29 protein-coding genes and 2 tRNA genes are annotated in these 25,350 nt (G+C 64.1%); 20 read left to right on the top strand and 11 right to left on the bottom strand.

Going from position 1 to position 25,350, the window contains the following annotated elements; genetic code table 11:
* Positions 1-33: 33 nt before the first annotated feature.
* On the top strand, positions 34-1,281 hold the full coding sequence (gene aroC, locus Hhyl2_RS05500) for a chorismate synthase (RefSeq protein ID WP_483549727.1): 1,248 nt from the start codon (positions 34-36) through the stop codon (positions 1,279-1,281).
* 1 nt (position 1,282) lies between these two features.
* A complete protein-coding gene (locus Hhyl2_RS05505) occupies positions 1,283-1,909 on the top strand; it encodes a uracil-DNA glycosylase (RefSeq protein ID WP_483549728.1) in 627 nt (208 codons plus the stop codon).
* Between the two features lie 5 nt (positions 1,910-1,914).
* Here the strand turns inward: Hhyl2_RS05505 and Hhyl2_RS05510 are convergent, their stop codons facing one another.
* Together Hhyl2_RS05510 and Hhyl2_RS05515 are read right to left on the bottom strand one after the other, a co-directional pair.
* The gene (locus Hhyl2_RS05510) at positions 1,915-2,442 is read right to left on the bottom strand and encodes a hypothetical protein (RefSeq protein WP_483549729.1); all 528 of its coding nucleotides are present in this window, start codon (positions 2,440-2,442) and stop codon (positions 1,915-1,917) included.
* A 51-nt stretch (positions 2,443-2,493) separates the two neighbouring features.
* Positions 2,494-2,904 carry a CBS domain-containing protein gene (locus Hhyl2_RS05515; RefSeq protein ID WP_483549730.1) on the bottom strand — a complete coding sequence of 137 codons (411 nt, stop codon included), beginning with the start codon at positions 2,902-2,904 and terminating at the stop codon, positions 2,494-2,496.
* Between the two features lie 97 nt (positions 2,905-3,001).
* Between Hhyl2_RS05515 and Hhyl2_RS05520 the strand changes: the two genes are divergently transcribed.
* The 9 genes from Hhyl2_RS05520 (at position 3,002) to Hhyl2_RS05560 (ending at position 8,269) form a co-directional block, all read left to right on the top strand.
* Complete coding sequence (locus Hhyl2_RS05520; RefSeq protein ID WP_483549731.1) at positions 3,002-3,754, top strand: hypothetical protein; 753 nt, start codon at positions 3,002-3,004, stop codon at positions 3,752-3,754.
* A gap of 26 nt (positions 3,755-3,780) precedes the next feature.
* Positions 3,781-3,863 (top strand) — tRNA-Ser (locus Hhyl2_RS05525).
* Positions 3,864-4,066: 203 nt separating this feature from the next.
* On the top strand, positions 4,067-5,458 hold the full coding sequence (locus Hhyl2_RS05530; protein ID WP_483549732.1) for a PGF-pre-PGF domain-containing protein: 1,392 nt from the start codon (positions 4,067-4,069) through the stop codon (positions 5,456-5,458).
* A 46-nt stretch (positions 5,459-5,504) separates the two neighbouring features.
* Positions 5,505-5,804 (top strand): DUF5785 family protein, encoded by a 300-nt coding sequence (locus Hhyl2_RS05535; protein WP_483549733.1) that lies wholly within the window; start codon positions 5,505-5,507, stop codon positions 5,802-5,804.
* A 55-nt stretch (positions 5,805-5,859) separates the two neighbouring features.
* Positions 5,860-6,192, top strand: a complete 333-nt coding sequence (locus Hhyl2_RS05540; protein ID WP_483549734.1) for a DUF7344 domain-containing protein — start codon at positions 5,860-5,862, stop codon at positions 6,190-6,192.
* A gap of 49 nt (positions 6,193-6,241) precedes the next feature.
* Positions 6,242-7,009, top strand: a complete 768-nt coding sequence (locus Hhyl2_RS05545) for a GTP cyclohydrolase III (RefSeq protein WP_483549735.1) — start codon at positions 6,242-6,244, stop codon at positions 7,007-7,009.
* A 71-nt stretch (positions 7,010-7,080) separates the two neighbouring features.
* Positions 7,081-7,656 (top strand): CBS domain-containing protein, encoded by a 576-nt coding sequence (locus tag Hhyl2_RS05550; protein WP_483549736.1) that lies wholly within the window; start codon positions 7,081-7,083, stop codon positions 7,654-7,656.
* 40 nt (positions 7,657-7,696) lie between these two features.
* A complete protein-coding gene (locus tag Hhyl2_RS05555) occupies positions 7,697-8,164 on the top strand; it encodes an N-acetyltransferase family protein (protein WP_483549737.1) in 468 nt (155 codons plus the stop codon).
* 31 nt (positions 8,165-8,195) lie between these two features.
* Positions 8,196-8,269 (top strand) — tRNA-Thr (locus Hhyl2_RS05560).
* Between the two features lie 452 nt (positions 8,270-8,721).
* On the opposite strand, the gene Hhyl2_RS05565 is transcribed toward Hhyl2_RS05560, so the two are convergent.
* Positions 8,722-9,858, bottom strand: a complete 1,137-nt coding sequence (locus tag Hhyl2_RS05565; RefSeq protein WP_483549738.1) for a hypothetical protein — start codon at positions 9,856-9,858, stop codon at positions 8,722-8,724.
* 270 nt (positions 9,859-10,128) lie between these two features.
* On the opposite strand from Hhyl2_RS05565, the gene Hhyl2_RS05570 reads away from it, so the two are divergent.
* Positions 10,129-10,275, top strand: coding sequence for a hypothetical protein (locus tag Hhyl2_RS05570; protein ID WP_483549739.1), 147 nt, complete (start codon positions 10,129-10,131; stop codon positions 10,273-10,275).
* A 311-nt stretch (positions 10,276-10,586) separates the two neighbouring features.
* On the opposite strand, the gene Hhyl2_RS05575 is transcribed toward Hhyl2_RS05570, so the two are convergent.
* The 7 genes from Hhyl2_RS05575 to Hhyl2_RS05605 form a co-directional block, all read right to left on the bottom strand.
* Entirely contained in the window at positions 10,587-11,429 is an 843-nt protein-coding gene (locus tag Hhyl2_RS05575; RefSeq protein ID WP_483549740.1) for a hypothetical protein, read from the bottom strand.
* Between the two features lie 93 nt (positions 11,430-11,522).
* Positions 11,523-12,965: a PKD domain-containing protein gene (locus Hhyl2_RS05580; RefSeq protein ID WP_483549741.1), complete on the bottom strand. Its 1,443-nt coding sequence runs from the start codon at positions 12,963-12,965 to the stop codon at positions 11,523-11,525.
* Between the two features lie 194 nt (positions 12,966-13,159).
* The gene (locus tag Hhyl2_RS05585) at positions 13,160-13,519 is read right to left on the bottom strand and encodes a hypothetical protein (protein ID WP_483549742.1); all 360 of its coding nucleotides are present in this window, start codon (positions 13,517-13,519) and stop codon (positions 13,160-13,162) included.
* An 81-nt stretch (positions 13,520-13,600) separates the two neighbouring features.
* A complete protein-coding gene (locus Hhyl2_RS05590; RefSeq protein ID WP_483549743.1) occupies positions 13,601-14,254 on the bottom strand; it encodes a ribonuclease HI family protein in 654 nt (217 codons plus the stop codon).
* A 124-nt stretch (positions 14,255-14,378) separates the two neighbouring features.
* On the bottom strand, positions 14,379-16,511 hold the full coding sequence (gene katG, locus Hhyl2_RS05595; protein ID WP_483549744.1) for a catalase/peroxidase HPI: 2,133 nt from the start codon (positions 16,509-16,511) through the stop codon (positions 14,379-14,381).
* A gap of 158 nt (positions 16,512-16,669) precedes the next feature.
* Complete coding sequence (locus Hhyl2_RS05600) at positions 16,670-16,849, bottom strand: DUF7130 family rubredoxin-like protein (protein WP_483549745.1); 180 nt, start codon at positions 16,847-16,849, stop codon at positions 16,670-16,672.
* Positions 16,846-17,103 carry a DUF5789 family protein gene (locus tag Hhyl2_RS05605; RefSeq protein ID WP_483549746.1) on the bottom strand — a complete coding sequence of 86 codons (258 nt, stop codon included), beginning with the start codon at positions 17,101-17,103 and terminating at the stop codon, positions 16,846-16,848. The genes Hhyl2_RS05600 and Hhyl2_RS05605 overlap by 4 nt, the downstream gene beginning before the upstream one ends.
* 115 nt (positions 17,104-17,218) lie before the next feature.
* Here Hhyl2_RS05605 and Hhyl2_RS05610 point away from each other — a divergent pair, with 115 nt between their 5' ends.
* From Hhyl2_RS05610 to Hhyl2_RS05640, 7 genes are all read left to right on the top strand, one after another.
* Entirely contained in the window at positions 17,219-17,950 is a 732-nt protein-coding gene (locus Hhyl2_RS05610; RefSeq protein WP_483549747.1) for a Yip1 family protein, read from the top strand.
* 134 nt (positions 17,951-18,084) lie between these two features.
* Positions 18,085-18,924, top strand: coding sequence for a DsbA family oxidoreductase (locus Hhyl2_RS05615; protein WP_483549748.1), 840 nt, complete (start codon positions 18,085-18,087; stop codon positions 18,922-18,924).
* The gene (locus Hhyl2_RS05620) at positions 18,924-19,892 is read left to right on the top strand and encodes a glutathione S-transferase family protein (protein ID WP_483549749.1); all 969 of its coding nucleotides are present in this window, start codon (positions 18,924-18,926) and stop codon (positions 19,890-19,892) included. Before Hhyl2_RS05615 ends, Hhyl2_RS05620 begins: the two co-directional genes overlap by 1 nt.
* Before the next feature lie 710 nt (positions 19,893-20,602).
* On the top strand, positions 20,603-21,196 hold the full coding sequence (locus Hhyl2_RS05625) for an LURP-one-related family protein (RefSeq protein WP_483549750.1): 594 nt from the start codon (positions 20,603-20,605) through the stop codon (positions 21,194-21,196).
* 343 nt (positions 21,197-21,539) lie between these two features.
* Positions 21,540-21,956, top strand: a complete 417-nt coding sequence (locus tag Hhyl2_RS05630; protein ID WP_483549751.1) for a DoxX family protein — start codon at positions 21,540-21,542, stop codon at positions 21,954-21,956.
* A 12-nt stretch (positions 21,957-21,968) separates the two neighbouring features.
* The gene (locus Hhyl2_RS05635) at positions 21,969-23,189 is read left to right on the top strand and encodes an MFS transporter (RefSeq protein WP_483549752.1); all 1,221 of its coding nucleotides are present in this window, start codon (positions 21,969-21,971) and stop codon (positions 23,187-23,189) included.
* A gap of 160 nt (positions 23,190-23,349) precedes the next feature.
* On the top strand, positions 23,350-23,730 hold the full coding sequence (locus Hhyl2_RS05640; RefSeq protein ID WP_483549753.1) for a winged helix-turn-helix transcriptional regulator: 381 nt from the start codon (positions 23,350-23,352) through the stop codon (positions 23,728-23,730).
* A 24-nt stretch (positions 23,731-23,754) separates the two neighbouring features.
* On the opposite strand, the gene Hhyl2_RS05645 is transcribed toward Hhyl2_RS05640, so the two are convergent.
* On the bottom strand, positions 23,755-23,997 hold the full coding sequence (locus Hhyl2_RS05645; protein ID WP_483549754.1) for a hypothetical protein: 243 nt from the start codon (positions 23,995-23,997) through the stop codon (positions 23,755-23,757).
* Between the two features lie 687 nt (positions 23,998-24,684).
* Here Hhyl2_RS05645 and Hhyl2_RS05650 point away from each other — a divergent pair.
* The gene (locus tag Hhyl2_RS05650; RefSeq protein ID WP_483549755.1) at positions 24,685-25,128 is read left to right on the top strand and encodes a type IV pilin domain-containing protein; all 444 of its coding nucleotides are present in this window, start codon (positions 24,685-24,687) and stop codon (positions 25,126-25,128) included.
* Positions 25,129-25,350: the final 222 nt, after the last annotated feature.

The raw sequence follows: 25,350 nt of genomic DNA on the forward strand, positions 1-25,350 counted from the left end.
GGTTCAAATGCCCCCGTCCCGGAACCCTTCGTAATGAACGGCAACGAGTTCGGTCGTCTCTTCCGCATGACGACCTACGGCGAATCACACGGTGAGGCGATGGGATGTGTCGTCTCCGGTGTCCCGGCGGGGGTCGAACTCTCCGAAGAGGACATCCAGAAAGACCTCGACCGGCGGAAACCCGGCCAGTCGATGATCACGACCTCGCGGGGGGAACCGGACAAGGTGGCCATCAACTCCGGCATCCAGGACGGCTACACCACTGGGACGCCGGTCGGGATGGTCATCCAGAACAAGGACGCCCGGTCGGGCAAGTACGAACCGTTCATCACGGCACCGCGACCCTCCCACGGCGACTACACCTACTCGGCGAAGTTCGGGACGCGCAACTGGGGCGGCGGCGGCCGCTCGTCGGCCCGCGAGACCGTCAACTGGGTCGCCGCCGGCGGCATCGCCAAGCAGGTCCTCGAACAGTCCGACTACGACGTGACAATCAAGGCCCACGTCTGTCAGATCGGCGACGTCGAGGCCGGCCCGGTCACCTTCGAGGACATGCTCGAACACAGCGAGGAGAACGAGGTCCGCTGTGCCGACCCCGAGGCCGCCGAGGAGATGCGCGAACTGGCCGACAAACACCAGACGGAGGGCGACTCCATCGGCGGGGCCATCTACTTCGAGTGCCGCGGCGTCCCGTCGGGGCTGGGCGCCCCGCGGTTCGACAGTTTCCCGTCGCGGCTGGCACAGGCGATGTACTCCATCCCCGCCGTCAACGACTTCGAGTACGGCATCGGTCGCGAGGCCCGCACGACGAAAGGCAGCGAGTACAACGAGGACTGGGAGTTCGGCGAGAGCGAGGCGACAGCCTCGGAATCCGCGAGCGACGAGGAGTCGCGAGCGAGAGGCGACCCGGTCCCACAGGGGAACGATCACGGCGGCATCCAGGGCGGTATCACCACCGGCCAGCCCATCTACGGGGAAGTGACCTGGCACCCGCCGGTCTCGATCCCGAAGACCCAGGAGACCGTCGACTGGGAGACCGGCGAGAAGAAGGAGATCACCGTCACGGGCCGGCACGACCCCGTGCTGCCGCCACGTGCTGTCCCGGTCGTCGAGGCCATGCTCTACTGTACGGTGCTTGACTTCATGCTGCTGGGTGGCCGCATCAACCCCGACCGACTCGACGACCGGCCCGGAGCGTACGAGACGGCCTACCACCCGTCGAGTCCGCAGAACGACCCCGACGACGCCGAGACGAAGGCCAAGACCGTCGACGAGGACTAACATGGACGCCAACCAGGAGGAGGCCTCGAACCCCTTCGGGATGGACGAGGAGTGTCAGAACTGCGAGGCGCTCTGCGAGACCCGTGAGACCGTGGTCCACGGCTACGGCGACGTCGGCGCGGAGTTCCTCGTGCTCGGTGGGTCGCCCAGTGCGGAGGCCGACGCGTCCGGTGTCCCGTTCACCGGCGACGAGGAGCGTGGCCTGCTCGACATCCTCACGGCCGTCGATATGTGCGAGGACCCCGACGCCGACGAACCCACCCTGGACAACGCCCTCCTGACGTACGTTACTCGGTGTCGCCACCCCGACCGTGACGCGACAGACGAGGAAGTGCGGAACTGCGAGCCCTACCTCAACAGCGAGGTGCGGATGATCAACCCCGAGATTCTGCTTCCCGTCGGCCAGCGCGCGCTCGAAGCGCTTGCCTTCGAGTACACCACGATGAGCGAGGACGAACTCGACGTGACCGAGCAACACGCCACGACCATCCGCGGGCGCGGATTCGAACTCCTCCCGATGATCGAACCGGCCGACCAGACCGACGAGGAGCGGACCGCCTTCCTGGAGGCCTTCAGCGAGACGTTAGGTCGCGACTACCGCCAGACCAAGGGTCGTCGCGGTCGGTAGGAAACTCACCCCAGCGCGCCCGGTGCGGCGACCGTCCCGTAATCCGCCGCGGTCTGCAACCGCTGGCGACCGTCGCGGTGGAATCGTTCTGCGAGCCTGTCGGCCGAACGCTCTCTGGCGAAGGTCGCGCCGCTGAGCCACTCCATCGCCTGCCAGAGACAGGTCACCTTCTGGCGGGCCTGCTCACAGGGCTGGGCCACGGCGTCGCTCCCGGCGCGACCGACGGCGGTCGTGAAATGATCGACAGCCGTCTGGAACTCGCTCGCTGCCCCCTCGATGTGGGCTCTGGCCTCGGTCCAGCGCTCCTGAGCGTAGTCGTCGAGCCCGGCGGTGAGTCGTCGGCGGCCTTCGCGGTATCTCGCGTAGCCGATCCGGTACTCACGTCTGGCAGTACAGTCGCCACAGAGCCGTCGTGCCTGCCCACAGTCGGGGCACCTGACCGTCGACGATGCCGCTGTATCGCTGCGCGTCTCGCCCCTACACCCGCCACAGCCACACGTCTGTCCGGCGTCGTAGCTCGTATCCTGGCCCATGCCAGATAGTCACACGAACGATGGCAAAGGTATGTGCCGGCTACGGGACCTTCAGCTGGGGTCCCAGCGGTCTCGAACCTGCTCGGTCGTAGAGAGCTCCTGTTTGAGGTCAGCGAAGTGCCAGACGACGTCGGTGAGCGTGATCATCCCGACGAGGTCGACGCCGTCGACGACGGGGACCTTCTTGACGCCGGCCTCGATCATCGTTCGCACGACCGACGATACCGACCGGCCCGGTGCGGTCGTGACGACGGCACGGTGGCCGACCTCGCGGATACCGAGATCGGAAAGCGGTCTACCAGTCTCGTGGGCGGCCTCCAACGCGTCGCTCTCCGTGATCAATCCCATCGGTGTGCCGTCCGTGTTCACGACGACACAGGAGCCGACACCCTCGTCGAGTAGTCGCCCGACAGCCACCTCCAGTGTCTCGTCGACCGGGACCGTCACCACGTCGGTCGTCATTAGGTCGCGCACGAGCACACTGGACGTGAGTCCGCCAGCGGAATAAGTCCCACCCGTGAACGCAACCGACAAACCCCGGACGGTCCGAGGGGAGGGTATGACCACTGTAGCAGTGCTCGCGGACCCGCCGGTCGAGGGTGAAGTCCTGGCACCGTTCGTCGACGGCCCGCTCACCCAGGCCGAAGCCGTCGAGTTGTACACCGCGATGGTCCAGGACGTCTGTCGTGCCGTCGAGGACAGCGGGGGCGAACTCCTCGTCAACTACCGGCCCGCCGACCAGATGGCGGCCGACGTCGATCCAGAAGCCAGCCTCCGGGAGGTACTGGAGCCCGCACTGGCCGACCCGGACGACGCTCGCTACGAGGTACAGGTCGGGACCACGTTCGCGGGCCGTGTGGGCAACACCGTCACGTACCTGCTCGAACAGGAGCAGGTGACGACGGCCGCCGCCGTCCGACCCACGAGCGCGCTCCTCTCGCGCCAGCGGATCGACAGCGCCGCGATGAAACTCCGGTCCAGCGAGGTCGTCCTCGGCCCCTCGACCGACGGACGGGTGTACTACGCTGGCTTCGCCGACACAATCGACTTCGCGGACGCCTACACCGCACCAGCACTGGTGACCCTGACAGACCGTGCGCGTGAAGCTGGGCTCGACGTCGATTTCCTGCCGAGCGATCCCGTCGTCACACGACCGTCGGATCTCCGTGACGCGCTGCCGTTCATCACCGCCCGCCGTCGTGCCGACCGGCTCGTCCCGCCGCGAACGGCCGCTTGCCTGGCCGACCTCGGGCTGACCGTCGAACCCGACGGCGACGAACTGACGGTCGTCCGCCGAACCGACAGTTCTTAGAGGAGCCGTCCAATAGACCCGTCCGCGGTGGGATGGCAGAGTGGCCCATTGCGCCTGCCTTGAAAGCAGGTGGCGTTATGCCTCCTGGGTTCAAATCCCAGTCCCACCGCTGCTTTGCTCCGAGCATTCACGTGAGGAGCAACAGCGAGACGCTGGGATTTGAATCACGGCAGACCGAACGAAGTGCGGTCTGGCATCGGGTTCAAATCCAAGTCCCATCGTGTTCTGAGGCCCTCTCGGCGCCGACGAGTTAGTGTAGTTCAGTCAACAACTGGGCAGTTTTATACTCCTGGTGTTGGTCACACAGATATAATGCACCAACAGCAAGGGTCCCCGGCGGCTATCCTCGCCGCCGCCTGTCTGGTCGGCCTCACAGTCGCGGGGGTTGCGATGGCGCCTGCCGCCGCAACGCCCAGTACGTACCTCGCCAACGCGAACGTCGATAGTACCGAGGTTCTGGTCGGTGATTCAGTCGAAGTGACTGCCGTGGTCGGCAATCTCGGGACGTCGAGAGGAGGGCATACGGTCACGTTCACCCGGAACGAGACCACCGTCGCGGAGAAGCGCGTGGTGGTCGAACCGGACGAACGAAACCGGGCGTCGATCAACGTCAGTTTCGACCGGCCGGGCGTCTACGAACTCCGCGCGGACGACGAACTGGCCGGCTACGTCACTGTCAAGCGGACACTGGCGACGGAATCGTCGCGACTCGACGCCAGCCGTGACGTGACCGTCCGCGTCAACAGTGTCCCGCTCCGTGAGACCTACTACGTCCGGATGCCGACAGCCGAGAACCGCTCGGTGTCGCTCGAACAGTGGAACGTGACGACGTCGGACCACCAGTTCGAACAGACGGTCACGGAATACGCCGACCCTGCCGCGGCCGACGTTCCGCTGCCGTCGTCCCACGCGACAGTCGCCGGCGTGATCTCCGTCTCCTCGTCGGCCCCCGTCGATGCGACGGAGGCACGAGTGGCGGTCAACCGGTCTCAACTCGACTCGCTGGGGCTGGACCCCACCGACGTCTCGCTGTACCAGTATCAGGACGAGGAGTGGCAAGCTGTCGACACGACGGTCGTCGACCGTCGCGCGGACGCAGTGGTCTACGAGGGGACCGTGACGAACGGCTCGTCGTTCGCCGTCGGTCAGTTCTCGCCGATGTTCTCCATCTCCGAGACATCGCTCGACACGGTCGATGCTGACGGCGGCCAGCGTATCGTGGTCGAGGCGACAGTCGCGAACGACGGGGCCATCGCCGACGACTACGACATGACGCTGTCGGTCAACGAAGAGTCGGTGAATCAGACGGCCGTCCGCGTCGCGCCTGGCGAGTCCAAAACGGTGACGCTGTCTTCGGTCACCAGTTCGGCCGGATCGTACAACGTCGCGGTCAACGACCAGTCTGTCGGTGTCGTTCAGATCGTCGAGAGTCAGGTCGAAACCCCCACACCGGAGGGTCCCACGCCGACTCCGACGCCAGCAGTGACGGCGACTCCCACACCGACCGACGCGGCGGGTCCGGGTGGCGGGTCCGGCGGTGGTGCTGACGGCCTCCTCCCGAGTTCCCTGCCCGATACTGTCGCGGGCATCTCGACAGTGCTGATCGTCGGTGTGGGTGCCGGCGTACTCATCTTCCTCGTTATCGGCGGCCTGCTGTGGCGCAGCGGTCGATCCAGCGGTGGGTCCGACCCCAACCGGTGGTAACACCCCGAAAGCAATTCTTTTTGTCCCGCTGTTCTCAGTGGCAGGTATGGACTGGCCGCACGATCCCGACGGTGAGGAGGGCAGCGAAGGACGCCGCAAGTACGGGCACGCAGTGCTAGCGAAGAAGATCGACGAGGAAGAGGACTTCCCGCTGTCGGCCGCGGACTACGTCGACCAGTACGGCGATCACCCGGTCCGGATCGACTACGAGACCGTCGTCAGCGTCGCCGACATCTTCGAGTACGTCGATCAGGAGGAGTTCGAGGACTTCCCGGACTTCCACAAAGCGCTCGGACGCGCGCTCCGTGAGGCGGACTGGTGGCCCTACCGGCTCACCCACGCCTGATCGAGTGGTGTGAGACCACGACACATACTTGTACCGGGCTGTTGTAGTCCCGTCTATGGCCACACGTAGCTCGAACGGGACGGACGAGCCGACCAGCCTGCCCGACCACGTCGTCGAGGGACTGCTCGAAGACGACCACTGCCGACTGGCCCTGGAGATTCTGGACGACAGCAGCGACCCGATGGTCGTCGAGGACCTCGCTGCCGCGATTCTGGCGAGAGAGCGGGACACGACAGCGGCTGCGGTCGACGAGGACGACGTACAGGCACTCAGAACCGAACTCTACGAGGAGCACATCCCGAGACTGACTGCCGTGGGAGTGGTCAGCTACGACTCGATGCTGGGATCCGTCGAACTCCAGCGAACCGAGATTCTCTCGCCGGAGTGAGCGGCTTCCGACAGACCAATGTTGGCCCCTCACGAAGTCGGCACCGACAGTGACGAACACGCAGGTAACCCACGTTCAGATCGACAACTACGGGCCGTGGACGGTGACGCCGGAGCCGAGACGCGAGGTCGACCTCCAAACGCTCCAATCGCGACTCTACGCGGACCTCGCACAACTGTTCGGCAACCGTGACGGCTACCTCTTTTTCTCTCGGTTCGACAACATGGTCGCGGTCACGAACGGTCTCGACAGGTCCGATCACGCCCGTATCCAGGAGTCGGTGGGGAACCGCTATCCGGTGACGATGAGCCTCTCGGTGGCGACCGCACCATCGCCGGCAGCGGCCCTGGGGACGGCGACCGAACAGCTCCAGGCAGCAGGCAGTGCACAGGACGACGGTCGTCGCGAGGTGCTCGAGACTGACATCCTCGCGTCTACGGACCGGACTGACACCGACGTCCAGCTCGCACATTTCGACGTCGACGACGCGACCGGGAAGTACACGGACCAGCTCAACGAGTTCGACACGTTCATCAACATCGAGCAGGGCTACGCCGCGCTGATGAAGTACATGCGCTACGCGCACGACTCGCTGTCGTTCTTCGTCGGCGGCGACAACATCATCGCCGTCTGTTCGGCGCTGGACCGCGAGGATTACCGGGACGCCATCGACCACGTCCAGGAGACCGTCGGCGTCGAACTCAAGGTCGGCGTCGGTCGCGGACGGACGGCTGCCACCGCTGGGATGGAGGCCAAACACGCGCTGGAGGAGTGCCGGGAAACCGGTACCGCCGTCCACTTCGACTGGTGGGACTAAAGAGGTACGTCACCGCGTAGCATAAGCGTGGTGGAGGTACCTTTTAGGCAGCTCGTGAGATATTGACACACATGAACGCCGCGGTGACCGCCCGAGAGGTCATGAACCGGGAGTTCGTCGGTGCCAGCGAGTCCGACGACCTCCACGAAACCGCCGAGTTGCTCGTCCGCGAGGACGAGACCACAGCGCTCGTCCTGCGCGGGAACGAACCCGTTGGCGTAGTCACAGAGACAGACATACTCGGGCATATCGTCGATGCCGGCGACACCGATAACGCGACCGTCGGCGACGCGATGGTCGAATCGGTTCCGTCCGTGGCCCCCGACGCCCGCCTCACAGACGTGCGCGACACGATGCTCGAGTGGTCCGCCGGGTGGCTGCTCGTCGTCGACGACGGCGAACCGCTGGGAACCGTCACCGAACACGACGTCCTGGCCGCCGCCCGCATGGAGAGCGAGTCAACCGAGCAGGTCACCGAGACCCAGGAGGTAGCGACCACAGAGCAGGTGGCTACGGCTGACGGCTCGGCGACGGTCGCGGAGGACCGGTTCGAACAGCAGGGCATCTGTTCCGCTTGCGGGACGTTCACCCGGAATCTCGCGTCGTTCAACGGTCAGTTGCTCTGTAGCGACTGCCGGAACGTGTAGTCAGGCGAAACGTTTTGTCCGTACCAGCCCGACTGTCCCTGTGGAGATCCGGACCGCACGGACCAGCGACGCCGACGCGATCGCCGACCTCTGGGTCGATCTCGCACGAGATCAGCGTGCACACGAGTCGCATCTGCGTACGGCCTCGAACAGAACCGCCATCCGTGAGGTCGTGCTCCAGCGCACGGTCAACGATCGACTCTTCGTCGCCGACGACGACGAGGAACTCGTCGGCTTCGTGATGTTCACCATCGAGAGCGGCACGTACGAACAGGACGCGGTCCGCGGCATCGTCGAGAACCTCTATGTAGAAACGTCGTTCCGGGACGGCGGCATCGGCGGCGAACTGCTGGCCGCCGCGGAGTCCGCGCTGGCCGACGATGGCGCAGAGATAATCTCGCTGGAGGCCATGGCTGACAACGACGCCGCCCGCCGGTTCTACCGCGACCACGGGTACACTCCCCACCGGATCGAGTTCGAGAAGTCGACCGAAAGCGATACTCTCTAAACGGTCCCCCCAGAACTACCCCATGCGAAGCGCCAGGGGAGCTTGGGTGGTCCAAGCACTCGACTTGTAATCGAGAGTTCGTGGGTTCAAATCCCACCCCTGGCTCTATTCATTTTCCTTACACACCAACGCTGCCGAGTCTCAAAATAACGCGACGCTGACACCGACAGATAGGTGGACATCATATTACGAGATAGATATTTCGGCTGGAACAGTCGAAACGGGGGGTGCTCCGTATGAGCGGGCAGCAGTACGACGGGCCCGCTCTCGACGGCACCGTCCAGTAGATCGGCGATCGTCCGGATCAATGACGACGTCCTGACCGACCGGCCGCCACTCCCCATCTGAGAGCTCATCCTCGTAGTAGTCCCACTGCCCGTCCGTGCGGGGCTCCCATCGGTCGCGGCGGCGCTGGCCGGTCGAGAGCGTCTGCTCAACCACCAGCCCGACGCGCGAGCCGGGCCGGATCGCGCTCCGGTGTGGCACGCTGGGCGCCGGTCGCGGAGATCGTCTCCGATATCAGGTCACAGCGCTCCGAGACGGCCAATCGGGCGTGACTACGTCCTGGGGAGGGCGTCGCGGCCCCCTTCCCAACCCGACAGCGCATCGTCCGCATCACTGGCAAGGCTCTCGCGACGGTCCTGCTCCCAATCAGCGCCGGCCTGTGCGGCTTGGTCGTACAGCCGGCACCCCTCGGCTGCTGCTGCAGTGAGCTCCGTGACTCCCTCGACGATCCGAGCGCGTGGCCCAGACCAGTCGGCAGAATCAGCCGTGTCGCCGGCGTCCTCGAAGTTCTGGCGGGCAGTAAGGAACGTCGCGCTGGCATCCTGATACTCATCGGTACGATACTCCCGAGCGGCCGTCGCGAACGTCTCTACAGCATCGGCCACGGACAGGAGCAGCGAGGCGAGCGCCTCGTACTCGTCGACTGCCGTCTCGATCTGGTCGATCTTGTCCTCGTACTCTTCGGCAGAGCGATCTGCGAGGACAGCCACGTCCGCGGGGTCGCTGTTGCCGGTGACCTTCTCCAGTTGCGGGCGGACATCGGCAGCGTCCTCCGGAACCGACTCCGCACGGGATCGCACGGCCGTCCAGTCGCCGCCGATCGCCCGATCCCACGCGTTGGCCGCTCGACGGTGTGTCGTCCGGAGCGCTTCCTGCGTCGGCTCCAGATACCACGGACACCACCGTGCACCCTTCAGATGGCTGAGCCGGGTCTCTTCGACGTCGGAGAGGTTCTGGTCTTCGGCATCGCTGATGCGGTCGCGAGCGTCGTAGAGCGGCTCCCGTATCTCGGCACCGTCGACGCTGTTAGCCGCGGTCACATCCAACAGCCCGCCACCGGGCCGCCCGATCGCGATGTATCGGGCGACGGCGTCCTCGACGAGCGATTGGACATCGAGGACTGCCTGGTTTTCTATCGCCGCAGACTCGGTCTCCGTGGGTGTGGGCTCCTCGCCGTCAATGTCGCCCTGGCAGGCGCTGACCTCGGGATTCCGGACTGCCACCGACCCGCCGGCGTAGTAGACGATTACCTCGCTGATGACGCCGGTAACGGAGAACGTCTGCCGTCCGCTATAGCCTGTATCGTATTCGACGGCCTCGCGATCGACGCGAGCCACGTAGACCGTGCCGTACGTCCCGCCGTCGACGGCGACTTGGCTACAGGACTGGTAGGTGACGGCCGGCTGCATTGGAGTTGCGGTCGCTGTTGGAGTGGCCGTGTCGGTAGCTGTCACAGTCGGACTCCTCGTTGGAGTCGTGGCGGGAGTGTCCGTCGGGGGAGGGCTGGGCGTCGGATCTGACGTCCCGAACTGACAGCCAGCCGTCGCTGTCAGTCCAAGGGCGGCCAAGAACGTCCGTCTGTCCATGCGACCGACATATCTATCAAGAATCATAAGGCTGCCCATAGGAAGCCTGCGGGCGGCCATAGATCGAAGCGCTCCGCGTCGACGAGGGCAGGTATGTCGGCGCTCATCGAACCCGGATTACCGTTCGTTCAGGACATGCTCATAAACACCCCGGCGATCGTCGTGGGGGCCCTTCTGCTGGCGCTCACCAGGCTCGTTGTCAGGCATCTCACCGAGAACAACACGAAAATGTCACGATAGTGGGCAGCCCAGCAGCTGCTCTGCGTCACTCTTCGAGTGGACGAACCGCTGCCGACAATCAGCTTCGTGAGGGAAATCGTCGGTGTTCCAGGCCGTCGTGCCGCAGGCCTCGCAGTGAATCTCGCCCGTGGGTCGCATCTCGGTCACCCGCCGTTTCCGATCGGGACCTCCTCCCAGACGAGCTCGAAGTGTGCCGACGGATCGGCGAACGACAGGTAGCCCGCCATCAATCGAGCTCCACGTCGAAGCCAGCGCCTGGCTTCGAAGCGGTCGTTCGACCCGAGCTGATTGTTTTCCGATAGCCGGACCGTCTACCTCGAAGCCCGGTACTCCTGCACGCGCTCGGCCACGAGTGACCGGAACTCGGCCATCGAGGCGACGAACTCGCCGTCGGGGAACAGATCGACGTACGACTCCCTCGCGACGTCCGCGATCAGTCGGTCACGGATCGAATCGACGGTCAGCGATGCCCCCTCCCCCTGGAGCGCCGCGACAGTCCCGTCGATTCGTGCTGGCGTCGCGTAGCGGTCGGCCAGTTCCGCGGCGGAAGGCGGCGCTGTCTCCGAATGTGTCGCCGACCGGTCGACGGCCCACGCGGCAGCACGCCCACCCGACTTGTCTCGTATCAGTACTCCCGCAACCGACCCGGCACACCACTCTGACTCAGGGAACCCCGTCTCGTCGTGGAATCGCTCCAGATCAGTGTGTGCAGCGACGACCTCCGTCTCGATGGTCGGTAACGTCGGAATCCCCAATCGTTCGAAGACGCCAGTCGCAGCATCCGGTGCCAGGAACTGCCCCTGGCGCTGGGACCAGACGTCGACGCCGACGAACGGCGGGACCGAATCCCAGTCGTAGTCGACGCCCTCGTTGCGGGTGGCGATCCCACAGAACGTCACACTCTCGGGATCGTCGCTCGCGGCCTGGAGTGCGTCCAGATTCAACCGTTCGCTGATCGTCGTGGCTGCCCTGCGGAACTGAGCCGGGACTGCCGCGACCGTTTCGAAGGACTGCTCCGGTGTCGCGAACGTCACCAGTCCCGAAGCAGCCACCTGGAACCGGAACCTCTCCCCGGTCGGGAGTTCCTGCACCCAGACGTGGCCGGCGAACTCGTCGGCAGTCTCCAGCGGGGGTGTCTCGGGGCACTCCTTCACACTGGTGTCCACACTGCCCGCTGATGTAAAGCACGTGGGCGCAGCGAGCCGCCGACGAGACGCTCGAGTGCCACCGGACTTGACCAACCCAGATCAGTCGATCACGTCCGACCAGTCGCCGTTGTCGTTGTACGCCGAGATGACGTTCATCACGTCCTGTGGACTGATCTGCTCGTTCAGATCGGGGGTACTGCCGGAACTGCCGACGTTGCCACCGAACCCGCTGATATCGTTCCCGGCCATGCTCTCCCGGTGGAACTCGACCATGTCCTCGATGGCAGGGCTGGGGGAGTGGCCGGCCCGTTTGTAGATCTTGAACGCAGCGGAGACACCCTTGTCGTCGTAGACTGACTTACAGTAGGGCATCCTGTCGCGTTGCATGTTCGGTCCGTAGACGTCGTACGCGACGGCCTGCTGGGTCGAACTCCAGGCGTCGCCGTAGGGCAGCGTGTCGTTCGTGTCCAGATCACCCATGTAGAGGAACTGATCGACGTCACGGAAGCTCCCGAGGTCGAACGACTCGCCGACGAGGGAGGGCAGGTCAGCGATCCCGATCTGGTAGTTCAGCGTGTGGCCCTTGGCGGCGTCGAGCGGGAGGATCGCCGTGCCGTTGATCCCGCCCGCCGTGACCGAGATCACCTCGTCGGGATGGAGCGCGGCGAACCGGTTGACGAAGTTCCCCGAGGCGGAGAAGCCGGTCAACAACAGCTTCTGTTGGACAGTGTACTGCGTGTTGGCCAGTCGCCGCCGCGCGTCTGCGGCCATCTCCAGGAGTTGCCTGTCGACACGTTCGAGTTTCCCGCTGGAGAGACGCATCGTCTCGGTATCGAGTTGGTGCACGTAGTGCGTGTAGTCGACGGGCGTGGATTGCGGGCGCGGAAAGACCGGGACGAGCAGCGGGACCTTGAGTCGGTCGGCGATGGTCCGCCCGGTTCCCCCGTTGTGGTTCCCCCTGATCGTCTCCAGGGCCTTCTGGCGGTGGGTGTCGAAGTCGTCGGTCGACGTTCCTGTGTTGTTCGGCTCGACGAGGATGGGACCCTCGGCGTTGGCCGGTTTAGCTGGCGGGACGTACAGGTAGTAGGGGTAGTTGAACCCAGCGTTCGGGTCGGCACCGACCTTCGTCTCCGAGAGGCCCGGATACACGTTCGAACCAGAACTGACCGATATCTTCGCGATGTCCTTCGCGAGCGCGCTCCCGCCATCCTTCGGGTAGAGCGTGAACTCGAGCGGTCGTTCCTGTGTGAGTTGCTGCCGTAACGTAACCGTGAAATCCCGTGTGTCCGTACCGGCCGCGATCTCACCCTCGGCGAAGGTGATGCTGTGGTCGTCGGTCGCCAGCGTATATCGCGCGTCGACCGGTGAGACGACGCGAGCGACCGTTATCTCGAGTCCTGCTGTGGACTGTTGTCGCAGATCGACCACCGCTGTCGACTGTGCTCGACCGGTCCCTGTCCCTTCGGTCGTCAGGAACGCGAGCGCCGATGCGGAGACTCCTGCCGACTCCAGTACGCCCCGACGACTCCACGTGTCGCGCATGGTAACTGCACACGGGAGAGCAGTATTGAAACTATCCGTTTCAGCGAATGTTCGTTGCTTCCCCCGGGATAGGCAATCGGATATCTCGTGTTCGAATATCAATAGGATCGGATCTTCGATCACTTCGTCGGACACCGGTCGCCGACATCAAACTGGCGCTGCTGGACGGATAGGCACTCACTCGGCAGTGGTGATCAGTGACCAAGACGGGCCATACGGTATCGGTCTGGCCGCAAGATCCGCAGTCGGCACCCCTCGACGGCATCGGGGTCGGCGATACGTTCCTGCTCCTGTGCCGTGTCGAGGACAGTGCGAACGAACGCCTCCGGAATCTCGATACTGATGGAATCCGTCTCGCCAGGGACGGTCAGCCGAGCCATGGTACGTTCGGTGCCATCGTCGTTGTAGATGCTACCGACCTTCGTCCCGCCCCGAAACAGGCGTAATGTGACATGGGTGACCTCGATTTCGTCGACAGTAGCCTCGAAGACGTCGTCGGTATCCTGGAACCGGCACATGAGGCCGTCGGCGTACGCTTCGGTCACTTGGGGCATCACCCCGCTGTAGGGGCTGCAGCGGCGTCAATTGCGTGGCCCGTGGCGGGAACACCGGCAATAGATTCTGGCGTCGAGAGGTCACGGCCCGAGCGCCGCGATATCGGCGCCCACCGTCGCTCGCGCGTCGGCCGGGTTCGGCTCGCTGTCGGCGAGATGGGTCCAGTCGTGGGCCGGAATTGCCGACAGGAGTTGGCTGATTCCAGTGCTGTACTCCACGTACTTCTCGGCTGGCTCGTTACCCTTCCAAACGTCCTTGACGACCGTCATCGAATCGGTCCTGACCTCTACTGTCTCCGGGTCGTACCACCGGATCAGTGTGTCCAGCCCAAGATACAGCGCCGCGTACTCGGCGACGTTGTTCCCCGTCTTCGAGCCGACCGGCTTGCCGAGCCGTGCGAGCGTCCCGCTCTCTCCCTGGAGGACTGCGCCGGCGCCCGCCGGGCCAGGATTTCCGTGGCAACTACCGTCGACGTAGAGGACGACCGCCGAGGGGTCGGCCTCGTGGTCGCGCTGATCTGCCCGCCGAGCGGCGTCGGACGTGACCTCGTCCAGCGCTGTCCGGAGGTCGGCCGTCGACGTATTCACGTCGAACAGGCCGCCGATACCGGGAACGGCAGCGTCGATAGCTTCGATGGCAGGCGTGAGCTCGTAGTCGTAGCGTGCGAGCACGTCGTCCACCTGTGCTGCCAGCGGTGAGAGCCACTCGGAGGGTGGGTCCGGACGATCACTCACGACTAATCACCCAGCGATAGCGGTGCATAGTGGGTTGGTCGTACTGCGAACGCCAGAAGGAAAAGCACACTGTCAGCGACGATGTGACAGCGTGACCGTCATCGCACCGGATGGGTCGCCCGGGCTACTCCAGGTCGAAGCGGTCCAGGGTCATCACTTTGTGCCAGGCGTCGACGAAGTCCTGGACGAACTTCTCTTCGCCGTCTTCGGCACCGTAGACCTCCGCGACGGCCCGCAGCCGGGAGTTCGAGCCGAAGATCAGGTCGACGCGTGTACCCGTCCACTCCAGCTCTCCGGTCTCGCGGTCGTACCCCTCGTAGAGCTGCGCGTCCGCGTCGGCCTCCTCCCACTCGGTGTCCATGGAGAGCAGGTTCACGAAGAAGTCGTTGGTCAGCGTGCCGGGTTCGTCGGTGAGGACACCGTGGTCAGTATCCTGGTACGTCGCACCGAGCGTTCGCAGCCCGCCGACGAGCACCGTCATCTCGGCCGGCGTGAGGTTCAGCAGTTCGGACTTGTCGACGAGCAGTTCCTCGGCCGGCGTGTCGACGTCCTCGCGTCGGTAGTTCCGGAAGCCGTCCGCCTTCGGTCTGAGCGCTTGGAAGGACTCCTCGTCGGTCTGTTCGGGCGAGGCGTCCACACGGCCCGGCTCGAACGGCACGTCGACATCGTGGCCGGCGTCGGCCGCCGCCTGCTCGATGGCAGCGTTACCACCCAGGACGATCAAGTCGGCCAGCGAGATACGGGTACCGTCGGAACGTGACTCGTTGAACTCGGCCTGGATGTCCTCCAGGGTCTCCAGTACCGTCTCAAGCTGCTCGGGCTCGTTGACCTCCCAGCTCCGCTGGGGTTCGAGCCGGATGCGTGCGCCGTTGGCACCGCCGCGCTTGTCGCTGTCGCGGTACGTCGACGCGGCGGCCCAGGCGGTCTTGACCAGGTCCGAGGTCGAGAGCTCCGAATCGAGGAGCTCCGCCTTGAGGTCCTCGACGGCGTCCTCGCCGACGGGTCCGTAGTCGGCGTCGGGCAGCGGGTCCTGCCAGATCATCTCCTCGTCGGGTACTTCCGGCCCGAGGAACCGCTCTGGCGGTCCCATGTCGCGGTGGGTCAGCTTGTACCAGGCGTTCGCGAAGTTGATCCCGAAGGACATGGGGTTGTCCCGGAACTCCTCCATGATCTCCCGGTAGTCCGGATCGCGCTTGAGCGCGATGTCCGTCGTGAGCATCATCGGCGTGACCGCCTCGTCGGCGTCGTGGGCGTCCGGCGCGCTCTCGATGTCACCCTCGACCGGCGTCCACTGCCAGGCGCCACCCGGCCCCTTCTGGGCAGCCCACTCGTAGTCGAGGAGGTTCTCGACGTACCCCATGTCCCACTCGATGGGGGAACTGGTCCAGGGACCCTCGATACCGCTCGTGATCATCGCACCCTGTTTCGCGCCCTCGTGCTCCCAGCCCAGCCCTTGCTGCTCGATGGGCGCGGCCTCGGGTTCGGGACCCATGTTCTCGTCGGGGTCGTCCGCTCCGTGGACCTTCCCGAAGGTGTGGCCGCCTGCGATGAGCGCGGCGGTCTCCTTGTCGTTCATCGCCATCCGGGAGAACGTCTGGCGGATGTTCTTGGCCGACTGTTCTGGGTCGGGGTTGCCGTCGGGACCTTCGGGGTTGACGTAGATGAGCCCCATCACGGACGCGCCGAGTCCCTCCTGGATCTCGCCGGGTTCGTCGAAGCGCTCGTTGGCCTCCATCTCGTCTTCGGGGCCCCAGTCGACGGCGTCGTCGGGCTCGAAGGCGTCCTCGCGACCACCGGCGAAGCCGACTGTCTTGCCGCCCATCGACTCGATGGCGACGTTGCCGGCCAGGACGATCAGGTCGGCCCACGAGAGGTGCTTCCCGTACTTCTGTTTGACTGGCCAGAGCAGTCGACGGGCCTTGTCGAGGTTCGCGTTGTCGGGCCAGCTGTTGAGCGGTGCGAAACGCTGTCGGCCAGCGGCTGCGCCGCCGCGGCCGTCGCTCGTGCGGTACGTCCCGGCACTGTGCCAGGCCATGCGGATGAAGAACGGCCCGTAGTGGCCGTAGTCGGCCGGCCACCAGTCCTGGGACGTCGTCATCACCTCCTCGATGTCTTCTTTCACCGCGTCGAGGTCGAGTTCCTGGAACGCCTCGGCGTAGTCGAACTCCTCGCCCATCGGATCGCTCCGGCGGGCGTTCTGGTCGAGGACGTCCAGCTGCAACTGATTCGGCCACCAGTCCTGATTGGACCTAGTCATCACCGGGACCTTGTCACGTTGCCCTGTTAAGATTGACTAAAACGGAACTGAAGTTTCGGTGCGACAAAAGCAAATATTTGATTTGAGATCTTTACTGTCTTTGACACCGAAACCGCCCTCAGAACACCCTCACGAACGCGATGGGAGTCGTTCCCGAGTCAGTCCTCGGCCCAGTAGAACAGCGCTTCTCTGGGCTCGCCACATCCGGGGCAGGTTCGCGGGAGCGAGCGGCCGAGACGCCCCATCTCGCCACAGGACCCGCAACGCCACGTCCCGTACGCGACGCCAGTGACGTCACGGCGGCGGGGTGGTCGAGACTCGCCGACGAGGCGGGTCATGCGTCCCCCTCCGATTGATACGGCTCGCCGACCGCGTTGCGCGGGAGAAGCATCCTGAACGAGAGTTCCAGGTCCTCGGCAGAACTGAACGTATCTGTCTGGGAGTCACCGATGACCTCGCTCATCGTGACTTCGCCCTCGGCCAGTTCGACGACGATGTCCCCACATTCGTCGGCGACCCTGTCCGGGGTCGTCGGATACTCCAATCTCTCCAGGACCGACGTGATCTCTTTGAGTGCGACTGTTTGGGTCATGTCACCATCTAGACGCGCGCTGAGAGCATCAATCTATCTGCGGCTTGGTCACCGAATTGCGACGCTGGCGGCCCCAGACACAAGGCCTATTATCGCCCCTTCCGGTCCCGAAACTATGGCCCCGCGTACGCCCCTCCTCCGCCCGGATAGATACTTCGCAGACCGACACCCCTCGTTCTCGCGGGGGCTCGTCGTGGCGATACTGGTCACGGTCGCGGCAGTCGCCTTCGTCGCCGGCCTTGGGACAGTCTTCACCGCCAAGATCGACGGCACGGTGATGGTCGACAACCCGAATCGCCCGTCGGAGGCGTTCTGTGAGATGCGCACGAACGACACGTTCAGCGAGATCAACGACACCGGCTTCGACTGCAGTGGGCCGGCCGAGATCGAGCGCAACGTCGATCCACTCATCCAGCGGACACTCGGTAGCTTCTACGGTGCCATGCTGATCGGGTTCCCCATCGTCATCCTCGTCACGGGAGTCCTGCTCCACGTCGGGACGGCCCTCTGCAACGGGGAGGGAAGCTTCGCGGACACACTGGCGGTCACCGCCTGGGGGCTGAGCCCGTTCCTCGTCACGATGCCGCTCGGACTGCTGGCCCTCTGGCTGTTGATGGATCCGGTCTCGGTCACACCGGGTACGGCACCCGAAGCGATCCAGCGGACCGTGATGGCGAGCCTGGATCCGTGGGTCCCGGTGGCGATGGGACTCAATCTCGTCGGATCCGTCTGGGGTGCGGCCATCTGGACGTTCGGCCTGGAACGCGGCCGTGACGTCACGCGTGGCCAGGCAGCGCTCGTCGCCGGTGTCGTGACACTATTCCTGATCCTCGGTGGATTGAGCTGAGCGGACCGGACACGGGCTTGCAGTCGACTGCACCGCGTGGGCGATAACATTTCGTAACCTGATTGGGATCGCTACAGCCAGTTTAGTATAAGTTGCCTGAGATATATTCGAGGCGTGAACCTTCGTCTACTCGTATGCCGACACACGACACGCCGACGATCACACAGTTCACCGACCCCATGTGCACGTGGTGTTGGGGGTCGGAACCGGTGTTACAGCGCCTCCGGACGACGTTTGGCGAGCAATTGGAGTTCCGGTTCGTCCTGGGCGGGCTCGTCGAGGACTTCGAGACGTTCTACGACGCGGCGAACGATATCTCGGCACCGGGAGACGTGGCGCCACACTGGGAAGAAGCTTCCACGAAGCACGGGATGCCCGTGGACACCACTATCTTCGAGACCGACCCTGCCCAGTCGACCTATCCAGCAAGCGAGGCCGTCGCTGCCGCTCGTATCCTGGACCGGAACCTCGGCCAACGGTACCTGCGACGGATTCGAGCGGCCTACGCGACAGCGGTTCGGAACGTGAACCGACGTGAGGAACAGATCGAGATCGCTGCCGAGGTCGGCCTCGACGTCGAGGCGTTCACCGCCGCGATGGACGATGGCCGCGCCCGTCGGGCCTTCGAAGCGGACCTCGAACGGAGTGCACAGGCGGGCATCCGGTCGTTCCCGACGTACAGGATCGACGGCCCCGACGGAGTCGAGCGGGCAGCGGGCTTCCAGACGTTCGACCAACTCGCATCGCGCCTGGAGACGGTCGCACCGGGACTGGAACGACGGTCCCCGCCGCCGGTCGAACAGTTCGTCGACGAGTACGGGCCCGTCGCGACACAGGAGGTCGCCGAGGTCTACGATCTCGATAGGGGGAAAGCAGTGCAGACCCTCGAAACGCTCGTCGACGAGGGGGCCCTCGATCGCGAGCGGCGCGGTAACGGGTACTTCTGGGCATCTCGGACGGGCGGTGATGCGTGATGGGCTTGCTGCACGACGGGGAGTGGGAGCCCATGGCCACCCGCGACCAGTACGACCACGACAGTATCGACGACCGAATCGGTACTGGTCCGGACGCGCAGTACCCGCCAGCCGAGGATCGATACCACCTCTATCTGTCGCGGGCCTGCCCGTGGGCGCATCGGACTGCACTGGTCCGCCGACTGCTTGGCCTCGAAGACGTCGTCAGCGTCGACGTCGTCGACCCGGTCCGTCGGGACAGGGGCTGGGAGTTCTCGCCAGAGAAAGCGGGCTGTACCCCCGAATCGGTGTTCGGGTACGAGAAGCTCTACGAGGTCTACCGCTGGGCTGACCCGACGTACACCGGCCGTGTGACGGTCCCGGTGTTACTCGACAGGGAGACGAAGACACTCGTCAACGAGGAGTCCGCGGACATCGCTCGGATGCTTGCCACTGCGTTCGACTCGTATCAGACGACAGCCCTCGACCTCTATCCGGACTCGCAGCGCGGGGCAATCGACGACGCCATCGACGACATCCACGAGTCGATCAACACCGCCGTCTACCGCGCCGGCTTCGCGGACTCGCAATCGGCCTACGAGACGGCCGTCTCGCAGCTGTTCGACGGCCTCTCCCGGTGGAATAGATACCTCGCCGACACCCGGTTCGCCGTCGGTGACAGCCTGACGCTCGCCGACGTGTTTCTGTTCCCGACCCTCTACCGGTTCGACGCGGTCTATCACACCCACTTCAAGTGTACGCGCAACCGGCTCGTCGACTTCGAGTCCCTCTGGGCGTACGCCAGGGACGTCTATCAGACGCCGGGAGTCGCCTCGACCTGCAACATGGACCACGTCACCGCTCACTACTACCGCAGCCACGACGATATCAACCCCACTGGCCTCGTCGCCGTCACTCCGGACGCCGACTGGACCGCGCCACACGCCAGAGCGGAGCTGGGTGGACAGGTCCCACTCGGAGAGCAGTAGGCAGGTCCGGGCGAGACCTCTCTATCGGTTCCAGGTCCGGGCGAGACCTCTCTATCGGTTCCAAACGATCGTCGTTTCCCGAGTTGGCCTTGTTGACACTCTCACTCGGGGAAAGATTTCAGTAGTCTCGGTGAATTGAGGGCGGAATCGCTTACGCAAGTGACCTCCTCCACGGGCTGAAGGCCGTGGCATCCGGCCACCGGATGACCGGCCTGTCGAAACAGGCCGTTCCGGTTCCAACCCGCACTCAGAGGGAACCGGCAGCATACCGGCGAAACTCTCGTTTTCTCCCTCGCTATAGGGCTGTGGCCCGGTCACTGAGGCCCCATCGGAATCCGTGTCATCGCCGTGTGACGAACAGACCTGGTTCGTCACCGCCCCTTGTCTGTTGGGGACCGGCATCTCACCGATTCCGTAGCAGTTTCCAGTCTGTCGGGCCACGACAAAAACGTTCGGTTGGTCATCCAGATCCGCCACAGTACGGCGGTGTATCGGTCGGAGTGTCCGCTCGACCCCCGCCTGTTCGCTCCTCGGTTCCGACTGGTGTCGGAACACTCGTCACTCACGGGAAGGCGGGGGTATGCGCTCGTATCTCTATCAGTATCTGATGTGGGCTCTTCGGGCGCCATTTCCAACATTTGACTGACAATTTCACAGATAGAGACAGTAGTTCCTGTTTGATGTATCGTTCGGGCAAACTCCCTCTAACGATGGGATCTCCACAACGATACGAGACTGCTGCCCTCGACCTCTCCGGTACTCGATATACCGTCGAGCAGACAGGGACGGACAAAAACTTTCGTCCAGAGTACGAAGCCAGAGATGTTACTGGCGATACGATCTTTCGATGTACCTACAAAATGTACGAAGGGAACGATACATTCCCCTTCGTTGACACCGACGGCACGGAACTGTTCACAGTCGAAGCGAGCGGCAACTGGAACGTAGCTGGCGATTATTTACTTACAGATAGCCAGACCAGAGAAGAGCTCGTCGTTCTGGATAACGACTTTTCCATCCTCCAAGATACCTGGCGGATCCGGGATGCCGAAGACGGTTCTCTCCTCGCCGAAATCAACTCACGTGGTGCACTCGCTACTGTCGGACGAAAGCTCTTGCCCGTCGGGCAATGGATCGGACACAGATTCGAGATTACAGACGCCGAAGGCGATTCTGTCGGGACCATCCAGAGTGACTTTGCGGTGTTCGATCAATATGAGATCACAATTACTGATAGCAGTTCGGTGCCGGTGGACCCGATTGTGGCAGGAACAGTTGTGATCGACGCAATTCAGGGATATTAATCGATTGCTGCATCCTCCCTCTGTAATCTTCCACGCCGATTTTCTCAACTCCTGAGGAATGTCGACAGACGCTTAATTATCAATATTAGTATACTCTTACGAGTTTAGGTTCCGTGATCAATATACACTGTTCCAGAAGACCCCAGAGCCGTTGATACCACTGGAACGCCAGGTCAGATTCGGTGCGGGAAACCTGGTATCGTATAATTTGCCTGAGGTATATCGGGAGCGGGGAACTATCTCGAATCGCGATGTCATCGATCAACCGACGACACGCGATGTTCACGCTGTATCGAACGACCGATCGCTCCGGAACCGACGCTCGAATTGGGGGTGCAGACTGATGGAACTCCCCTCGGTGCTCGCCGACGGTGCGTTCCTGCTCGGCAGAGCACTGTTCGCGCTCGTCGTGGGCTACCTCGCGGTCGGGAATCTCCTCGACCTCGAATCGTCGGTGGGCTACGCCAGGAGCAAGGGCATCCCGCTGGCCGGCGTCACCGTTCCACTGGGGAGTCTCGTCCTCGTGGTCGGGTCGCTCGGGGTCCTGGCGGGCGTCTACCCCACCGTCGGGGCACTCGCCGTCGCAGTCGTCCTCGGGCCGATAACCGTCGTCATGCACGACTTCTGGACGATGGCGGGACAGGACCGACAGAACGAACAGATCCATTTCCTGAAGAACGTGGGACTGCTCGGCGGCGCGCTGGTGTTCCTCGCGCTCTCGACCACCGAGTGGCCCCTCGCTGTCGGTATCGGGCTCTGATCGGCGATGTCGGTGACCGAAAGCGTGGGCAGCGGGGAACCTACCGATGACGAGCACGCCAGCGGCGTCCCGTGGCGGTCGCCCACGCTCGTGGCGCTCCTCGCGGCCACGTTGCTGACTCCGATGGACGTCCCGCTCGTGAGTCCGGCACTGACCGAGATTCAGGCCGTCTTCGGCGTCTCGGCCGCTCGGGCTGGCCTGTTCGTCTCTGCGTACGCGCTGCCCGGGATACTGCTGGCGCCGGCGATCGGGTCCCTCGCCGACCGTATCGGCCGCCGTGACGTCCTCGCTGGCTGTCTCGTGGTGTACGGCCTGGCGGGGACCGCGATCGCGTTCACGAACGACTTCACCGTGGCGCTGACGCTCAGGGTCCTCCAGGGGTTCGCCGCCGGGAGCATCCTCTCGGCGCTCGCGATGACCGTGGTCGGGGACACCTACGACGGTCGCCGACACGACGCCGTCATGGGTGTCACGTCGGCGACGCTCTCGCTGGGGACAGCAGTCTTCCCCGTCCTCGGTGGCTACCTGGCGGCGCGGGCCTGGAACGCGCCCTTCCTCCTGTACGCCCTCGCGGTGCCGGTCGCAGGCGTCGTCCTGTACTCGCTCGACGGAGACCGCGCGAACGTGGCTGGCAACACTGGTTCAGTTCGCGCGGCGCTCCGCGAAGTGCCCACGCGGCGGACCGCCGGTCTCTATGCCGTGATGTTCGTCTCGTTCGCCCTGGTGTTCGGCGGTCTCTACACCGCGCTGCCGTTCTATCTCGCAGCGCAGTTCGGTCTGGCGCCGGCCGCCGTCGGCCTCGTCACGAGTAGCGTCCTGGCCGTGACGGGTGTCGTCGCCACACAGAACGGTCGATTGGCTGCCCGAATCTCGACGACTGGCCTTCTCCGTGGCGGTTTCGCTCTCTACACGGTCGGGTTCCTGGGTGTCGCGCTCGCCGACGGCCTCGGTTTGCTCGTCGGGGCGCTGCTGGTCTTCGGGGCCGGCAGTGGACTCGTGACACCGACACTGTTCGCGGCCATCAGTTCGCTCGCCCCGGACCGGGTCCGAGGGAGTGTGATGAGTCTCCAGACGACGACCATCGGCGCGAGCCAGGCCGTCGGGCCGGCCGTCTTTACCGGCCTGGGGACTGCCGTCGGCTACCAGACCGCCCTCCTCGGCGCGAGTGGCGGCGCAGCCGTCTGTACCGTGGTGCTCGCCATCGTTACTGTCGACCGGTCCGGTCCCCCCTGATGAGAAATCGAGTTCACACGCTTCCGCGCTGACGCTCCCGCTCGTCACCTCGGCCCTCCGTCGCACCCATCTGTCCGCCGTCGCGAGAGTTGAACACCTGAAATCAGCTTCACAGAGCTTTTACAGCCCTGTTTGACGTGTATTTGGGTGTGATCAACCGATGACCGCCGAGACAGAACACCGACAGCAGGCGATCGAGACGCAGAACGCACAGGCATGCCCAGTGGTCCACGCCATCGAGCAGGTCGGCACCCCCTGGCGACTCAACGTCCTGCACGCACTCCAGGACGGCGAGCAGCGGTTCAACGACATCAAGCGTGCGACGGACGCCCGCTCGAAGACGCTCTCGGACGCGCTAGACCACCTTGTCGAGGCCGGGATCGTCGACCGCCGGATGGAGGCGGCCGCACCGGTCGCGGTCTACTACAGTCTGACCGACAAAGGCAGGGAACTGACCACCGTGCTCTCGCAGTTGGGTGACTGGGCGGAGCGCTGGGACGACCCAGTGCCCGACGGCACGACCGGACGGATTCGTGAGTGAGCAGCCGCGGGTATCCAGCGGCCCTTAGGCGTCCGAGAGGGCGATCGCGCGAGCGACGACGTACAGCAGAACCACACCCGAGCCAACTGCGAGAACGAACTGGCCGAGGACGGTGAACAGGACACCCAGGAGCGATTGCCCAAACACAGCGTAAACCAGTGTGAAGGGGACAGCTGCGACGGCGGCGACCAGTCCGATCAGTTTTGCCAGGGGAATCGCTTCCGCGATGATCTGGGGGAGATCCAGCGTGTCGGTACGTCGGTCCACGAAGGGCGGGGAGGGCGACATCAGGTGGTGGCTTCTGCCCCGATTTATTTAGGCAATCGGGTTCGGCCGGCTCGACCCCTGATCGTCGAGTGGGCGTCTCGCCGGGCCGACACCGCAACACAGCGAGCGCCACCGAAGTGCCCGCCAGAACTCGATGTCGCTACCGACTCGTCTGTCACTGGGGGTACCACCCCCCGCGTAGAAGCGCGCGTTACCGTCCTCTCAGAACCGTCCATTGCCGTAACAGGTATGCCCTATCCAACCGTCTGGCGTGGGTTCTGACCCCGAAGCGGACGTTTAGATATATCCCCGGACCGGATGCAGATCGCACTGCGGCTGTCGACTGTCGAACACGACGATATCAAGGGGTCGTTGAATGGTGAGCGACCTGTTCCGACAGAGCGGGCGAGTCGGACCGACGATCAGACGAGCGGCCGCTATGACGAGGTCTTTACAGTACACCATTATCAAATTCTGTATACGGATAGGAAGTCGAAAGTGCCAGCTTGAGGCGCCGTTATCTATCCAGTTCTCAAATTCGATATCTAGTGCCACAGATCAGACTGTTCGCGGGTCCGCCAGCCCCGGGACTGGATCCTTCGACGCGTTCAAGACCGGGTTGAACCGCTCACTCCGCGACGAAAGGTCTGTGCTGTTTATATCGGTCTCCGTCAGAGCCAGCGGTGTATGCGACTCAAACAACTGTTCGCAGACGACGACGCGGTCTCACCGGTCATCGGGGTCATCCTGATGGTTGCGATTACCGTCATCCTCGCTGCTGTGATCGCCTCGTTCGTCCTCGGACTCGGCGACCAGGCCAGTGAAACCGCACCGCAGGCATCGTTCAGCTTCGACTACGACGCGGGTAGCGACGTCCTCACCATCACGCACGACGGCGGTGACACTATCTCCGCGAACGAACTGTACGTCCGTGGGAGCGGCATCCAGGGCAGTGGTCCAGACATCACCACTAGCGGCGATGACTGGACTGTCTCCGGGGTGTCCGAAGTGTCTGCTGGGACCAGTGTCACTGTCGGGGTCTCCAGTAGTTACGACGTCCGGGTCGTCTACGAGGCAGCACCCGGTGACAGTTCCGCCACGCTCGGACAGGACTCCGGTCCGGACGCGTAACCGCGAGTCACGGTTCCGTAGTCGAGCGGCTGCTAGCACTCACACACGACCGGGGAGCAGTAGGTCACGAGCCTCCGTCTCGGGGTCTGAAAAATCCGTCCCAAGGATGGTATGGGTAGGGGGGTTGGGACGGTGTCAGAGGCCGTGGGCACCGCGCCCACACGCACTCTTACTTACTGAACAGGGTTAGTTATATCACGACTTCGCAGGAGTAAGGGGTTG

It is taken from the genome of Haloarcula sp. H-hyl2 (assembly GCF_056934385.1).

What these genes read in the sequence shown, in the direction of transcription:
- Hhyl2_RS05570 (WP_483549739.1), top strand. Translation starts at nt 10,129, where the DNA reads ATGTCGGCGCTCATCGAACCCGGATTACCGTTCGTTCAGGACATGCTC.
- Hhyl2_RS05605 (WP_483549746.1), bottom strand. Translation starts at nt 17,103, where the DNA reads ATGACCCAAACAGTCGCACTCAAAGAGATCACGTCGGTCCTGGAGAGA.
- Hhyl2_RS05600 (WP_483549745.1), bottom strand. Translation starts at nt 16,849, where the DNA reads ATGACCCGCCTCGTCGGCGAGTCTCGACCACCCCGCCGCCGTGACGTC.
- Hhyl2_RS05630 (WP_483549751.1), top strand. Translation starts at nt 21,540, where the DNA reads ATGGAACTCCCCTCGGTGCTCGCCGACGGTGCGTTCCTGCTCGGCAGA.
- Hhyl2_RS05520 (WP_483549731.1), top strand. Translation starts at nt 3,002, where the DNA reads ATGACCACTGTAGCAGTGCTCGCGGACCCGCCGGTCGAGGGTGAAGTC.
- Hhyl2_RS05550 (WP_483549736.1), top strand. Translation starts at nt 7,081, where the DNA reads ATGAACGCCGCGGTGACCGCCCGAGAGGTCATGAACCGGGAGTTCGTC.
- Hhyl2_RS05625 (WP_483549750.1), top strand. Translation starts at nt 20,603, where the DNA reads ATGGGATCTCCACAACGATACGAGACTGCTGCCCTCGACCTCTCCGGT.
- Hhyl2_RS05615 (WP_483549748.1), top strand. Translation starts at nt 18,085, where the DNA reads ATGCCGACACACGACACGCCGACGATCACACAGTTCACCGACCCCATG.
- Hhyl2_RS05640 (WP_483549753.1), top strand. Translation starts at nt 23,350, where the DNA reads ATGACCGCCGAGACAGAACACCGACAGCAGGCGATCGAGACGCAGAAC.
- Hhyl2_RS05580 (WP_483549741.1), bottom strand. Translation starts at nt 12,965, where the DNA reads ATGCGCGACACGTGGAGTCGTCGGGGCGTACTGGAGTCGGCAGGAGTC.
- Hhyl2_RS05540 (WP_483549734.1), top strand. Translation starts at nt 5,860, where the DNA reads ATGGCCACACGTAGCTCGAACGGGACGGACGAGCCGACCAGCCTGCCC.
- Hhyl2_RS05505 (WP_483549728.1), top strand. Translation starts at nt 1,283, where the DNA reads ATGGACGCCAACCAGGAGGAGGCCTCGAACCCCTTCGGGATGGACGAG.
- Hhyl2_RS05515 (WP_483549730.1), bottom strand. Translation starts at nt 2,904, where the DNA reads ATGACGACCGACGTGGTGACGGTCCCGGTCGACGAGACACTGGAGGTG.
- Hhyl2_RS05565 (WP_483549738.1), bottom strand. Translation starts at nt 9,858, where the DNA reads ATGCAGCCGGCCGTCACCTACCAGTCCTGTAGCCAAGTCGCCGTCGAC.
- aroC (WP_483549727.1), top strand. Translation starts at nt 34, where the DNA reads ATGAACGGCAACGAGTTCGGTCGTCTCTTCCGCATGACGACCTACGGC.
- Hhyl2_RS05610 (WP_483549747.1), top strand. Translation starts at nt 17,219, where the DNA reads ATGGCCCCGCGTACGCCCCTCCTCCGCCCGGATAGATACTTCGCAGAC.
- Hhyl2_RS05510 (WP_483549729.1), bottom strand. Translation starts at nt 2,442, where the DNA reads ATGGGCCAGGATACGAGCTACGACGCCGGACAGACGTGTGGCTGTGGC.
- Hhyl2_RS05585 (WP_483549742.1), bottom strand. Translation starts at nt 13,519, where the DNA reads ATGCCCCAAGTGACCGAAGCGTACGCCGACGGCCTCATGTGCCGGTTC.
- Hhyl2_RS05620 (WP_483549749.1), top strand. Translation starts at nt 18,924, where the DNA reads ATGGGCTTGCTGCACGACGGGGAGTGGGAGCCCATGGCCACCCGCGAC.
- katG (WP_483549744.1), bottom strand. Translation starts at nt 16,511, where the DNA reads ATGACTAGGTCCAATCAGGACTGGTGGCCGAATCAGTTGCAGCTGGAC.
- Hhyl2_RS05535 (WP_483549733.1), top strand. Translation starts at nt 5,505, where the DNA reads ATGGACTGGCCGCACGATCCCGACGGTGAGGAGGGCAGCGAAGGACGC.
- Hhyl2_RS05530 (WP_483549732.1), top strand. Translation starts at nt 4,067, where the DNA reads ATGCACCAACAGCAAGGGTCCCCGGCGGCTATCCTCGCCGCCGCCTGT.
- Hhyl2_RS05650 (WP_483549755.1), top strand. Translation starts at nt 24,685, where the DNA reads ATGCGACTCAAACAACTGTTCGCAGACGACGACGCGGTCTCACCGGTC.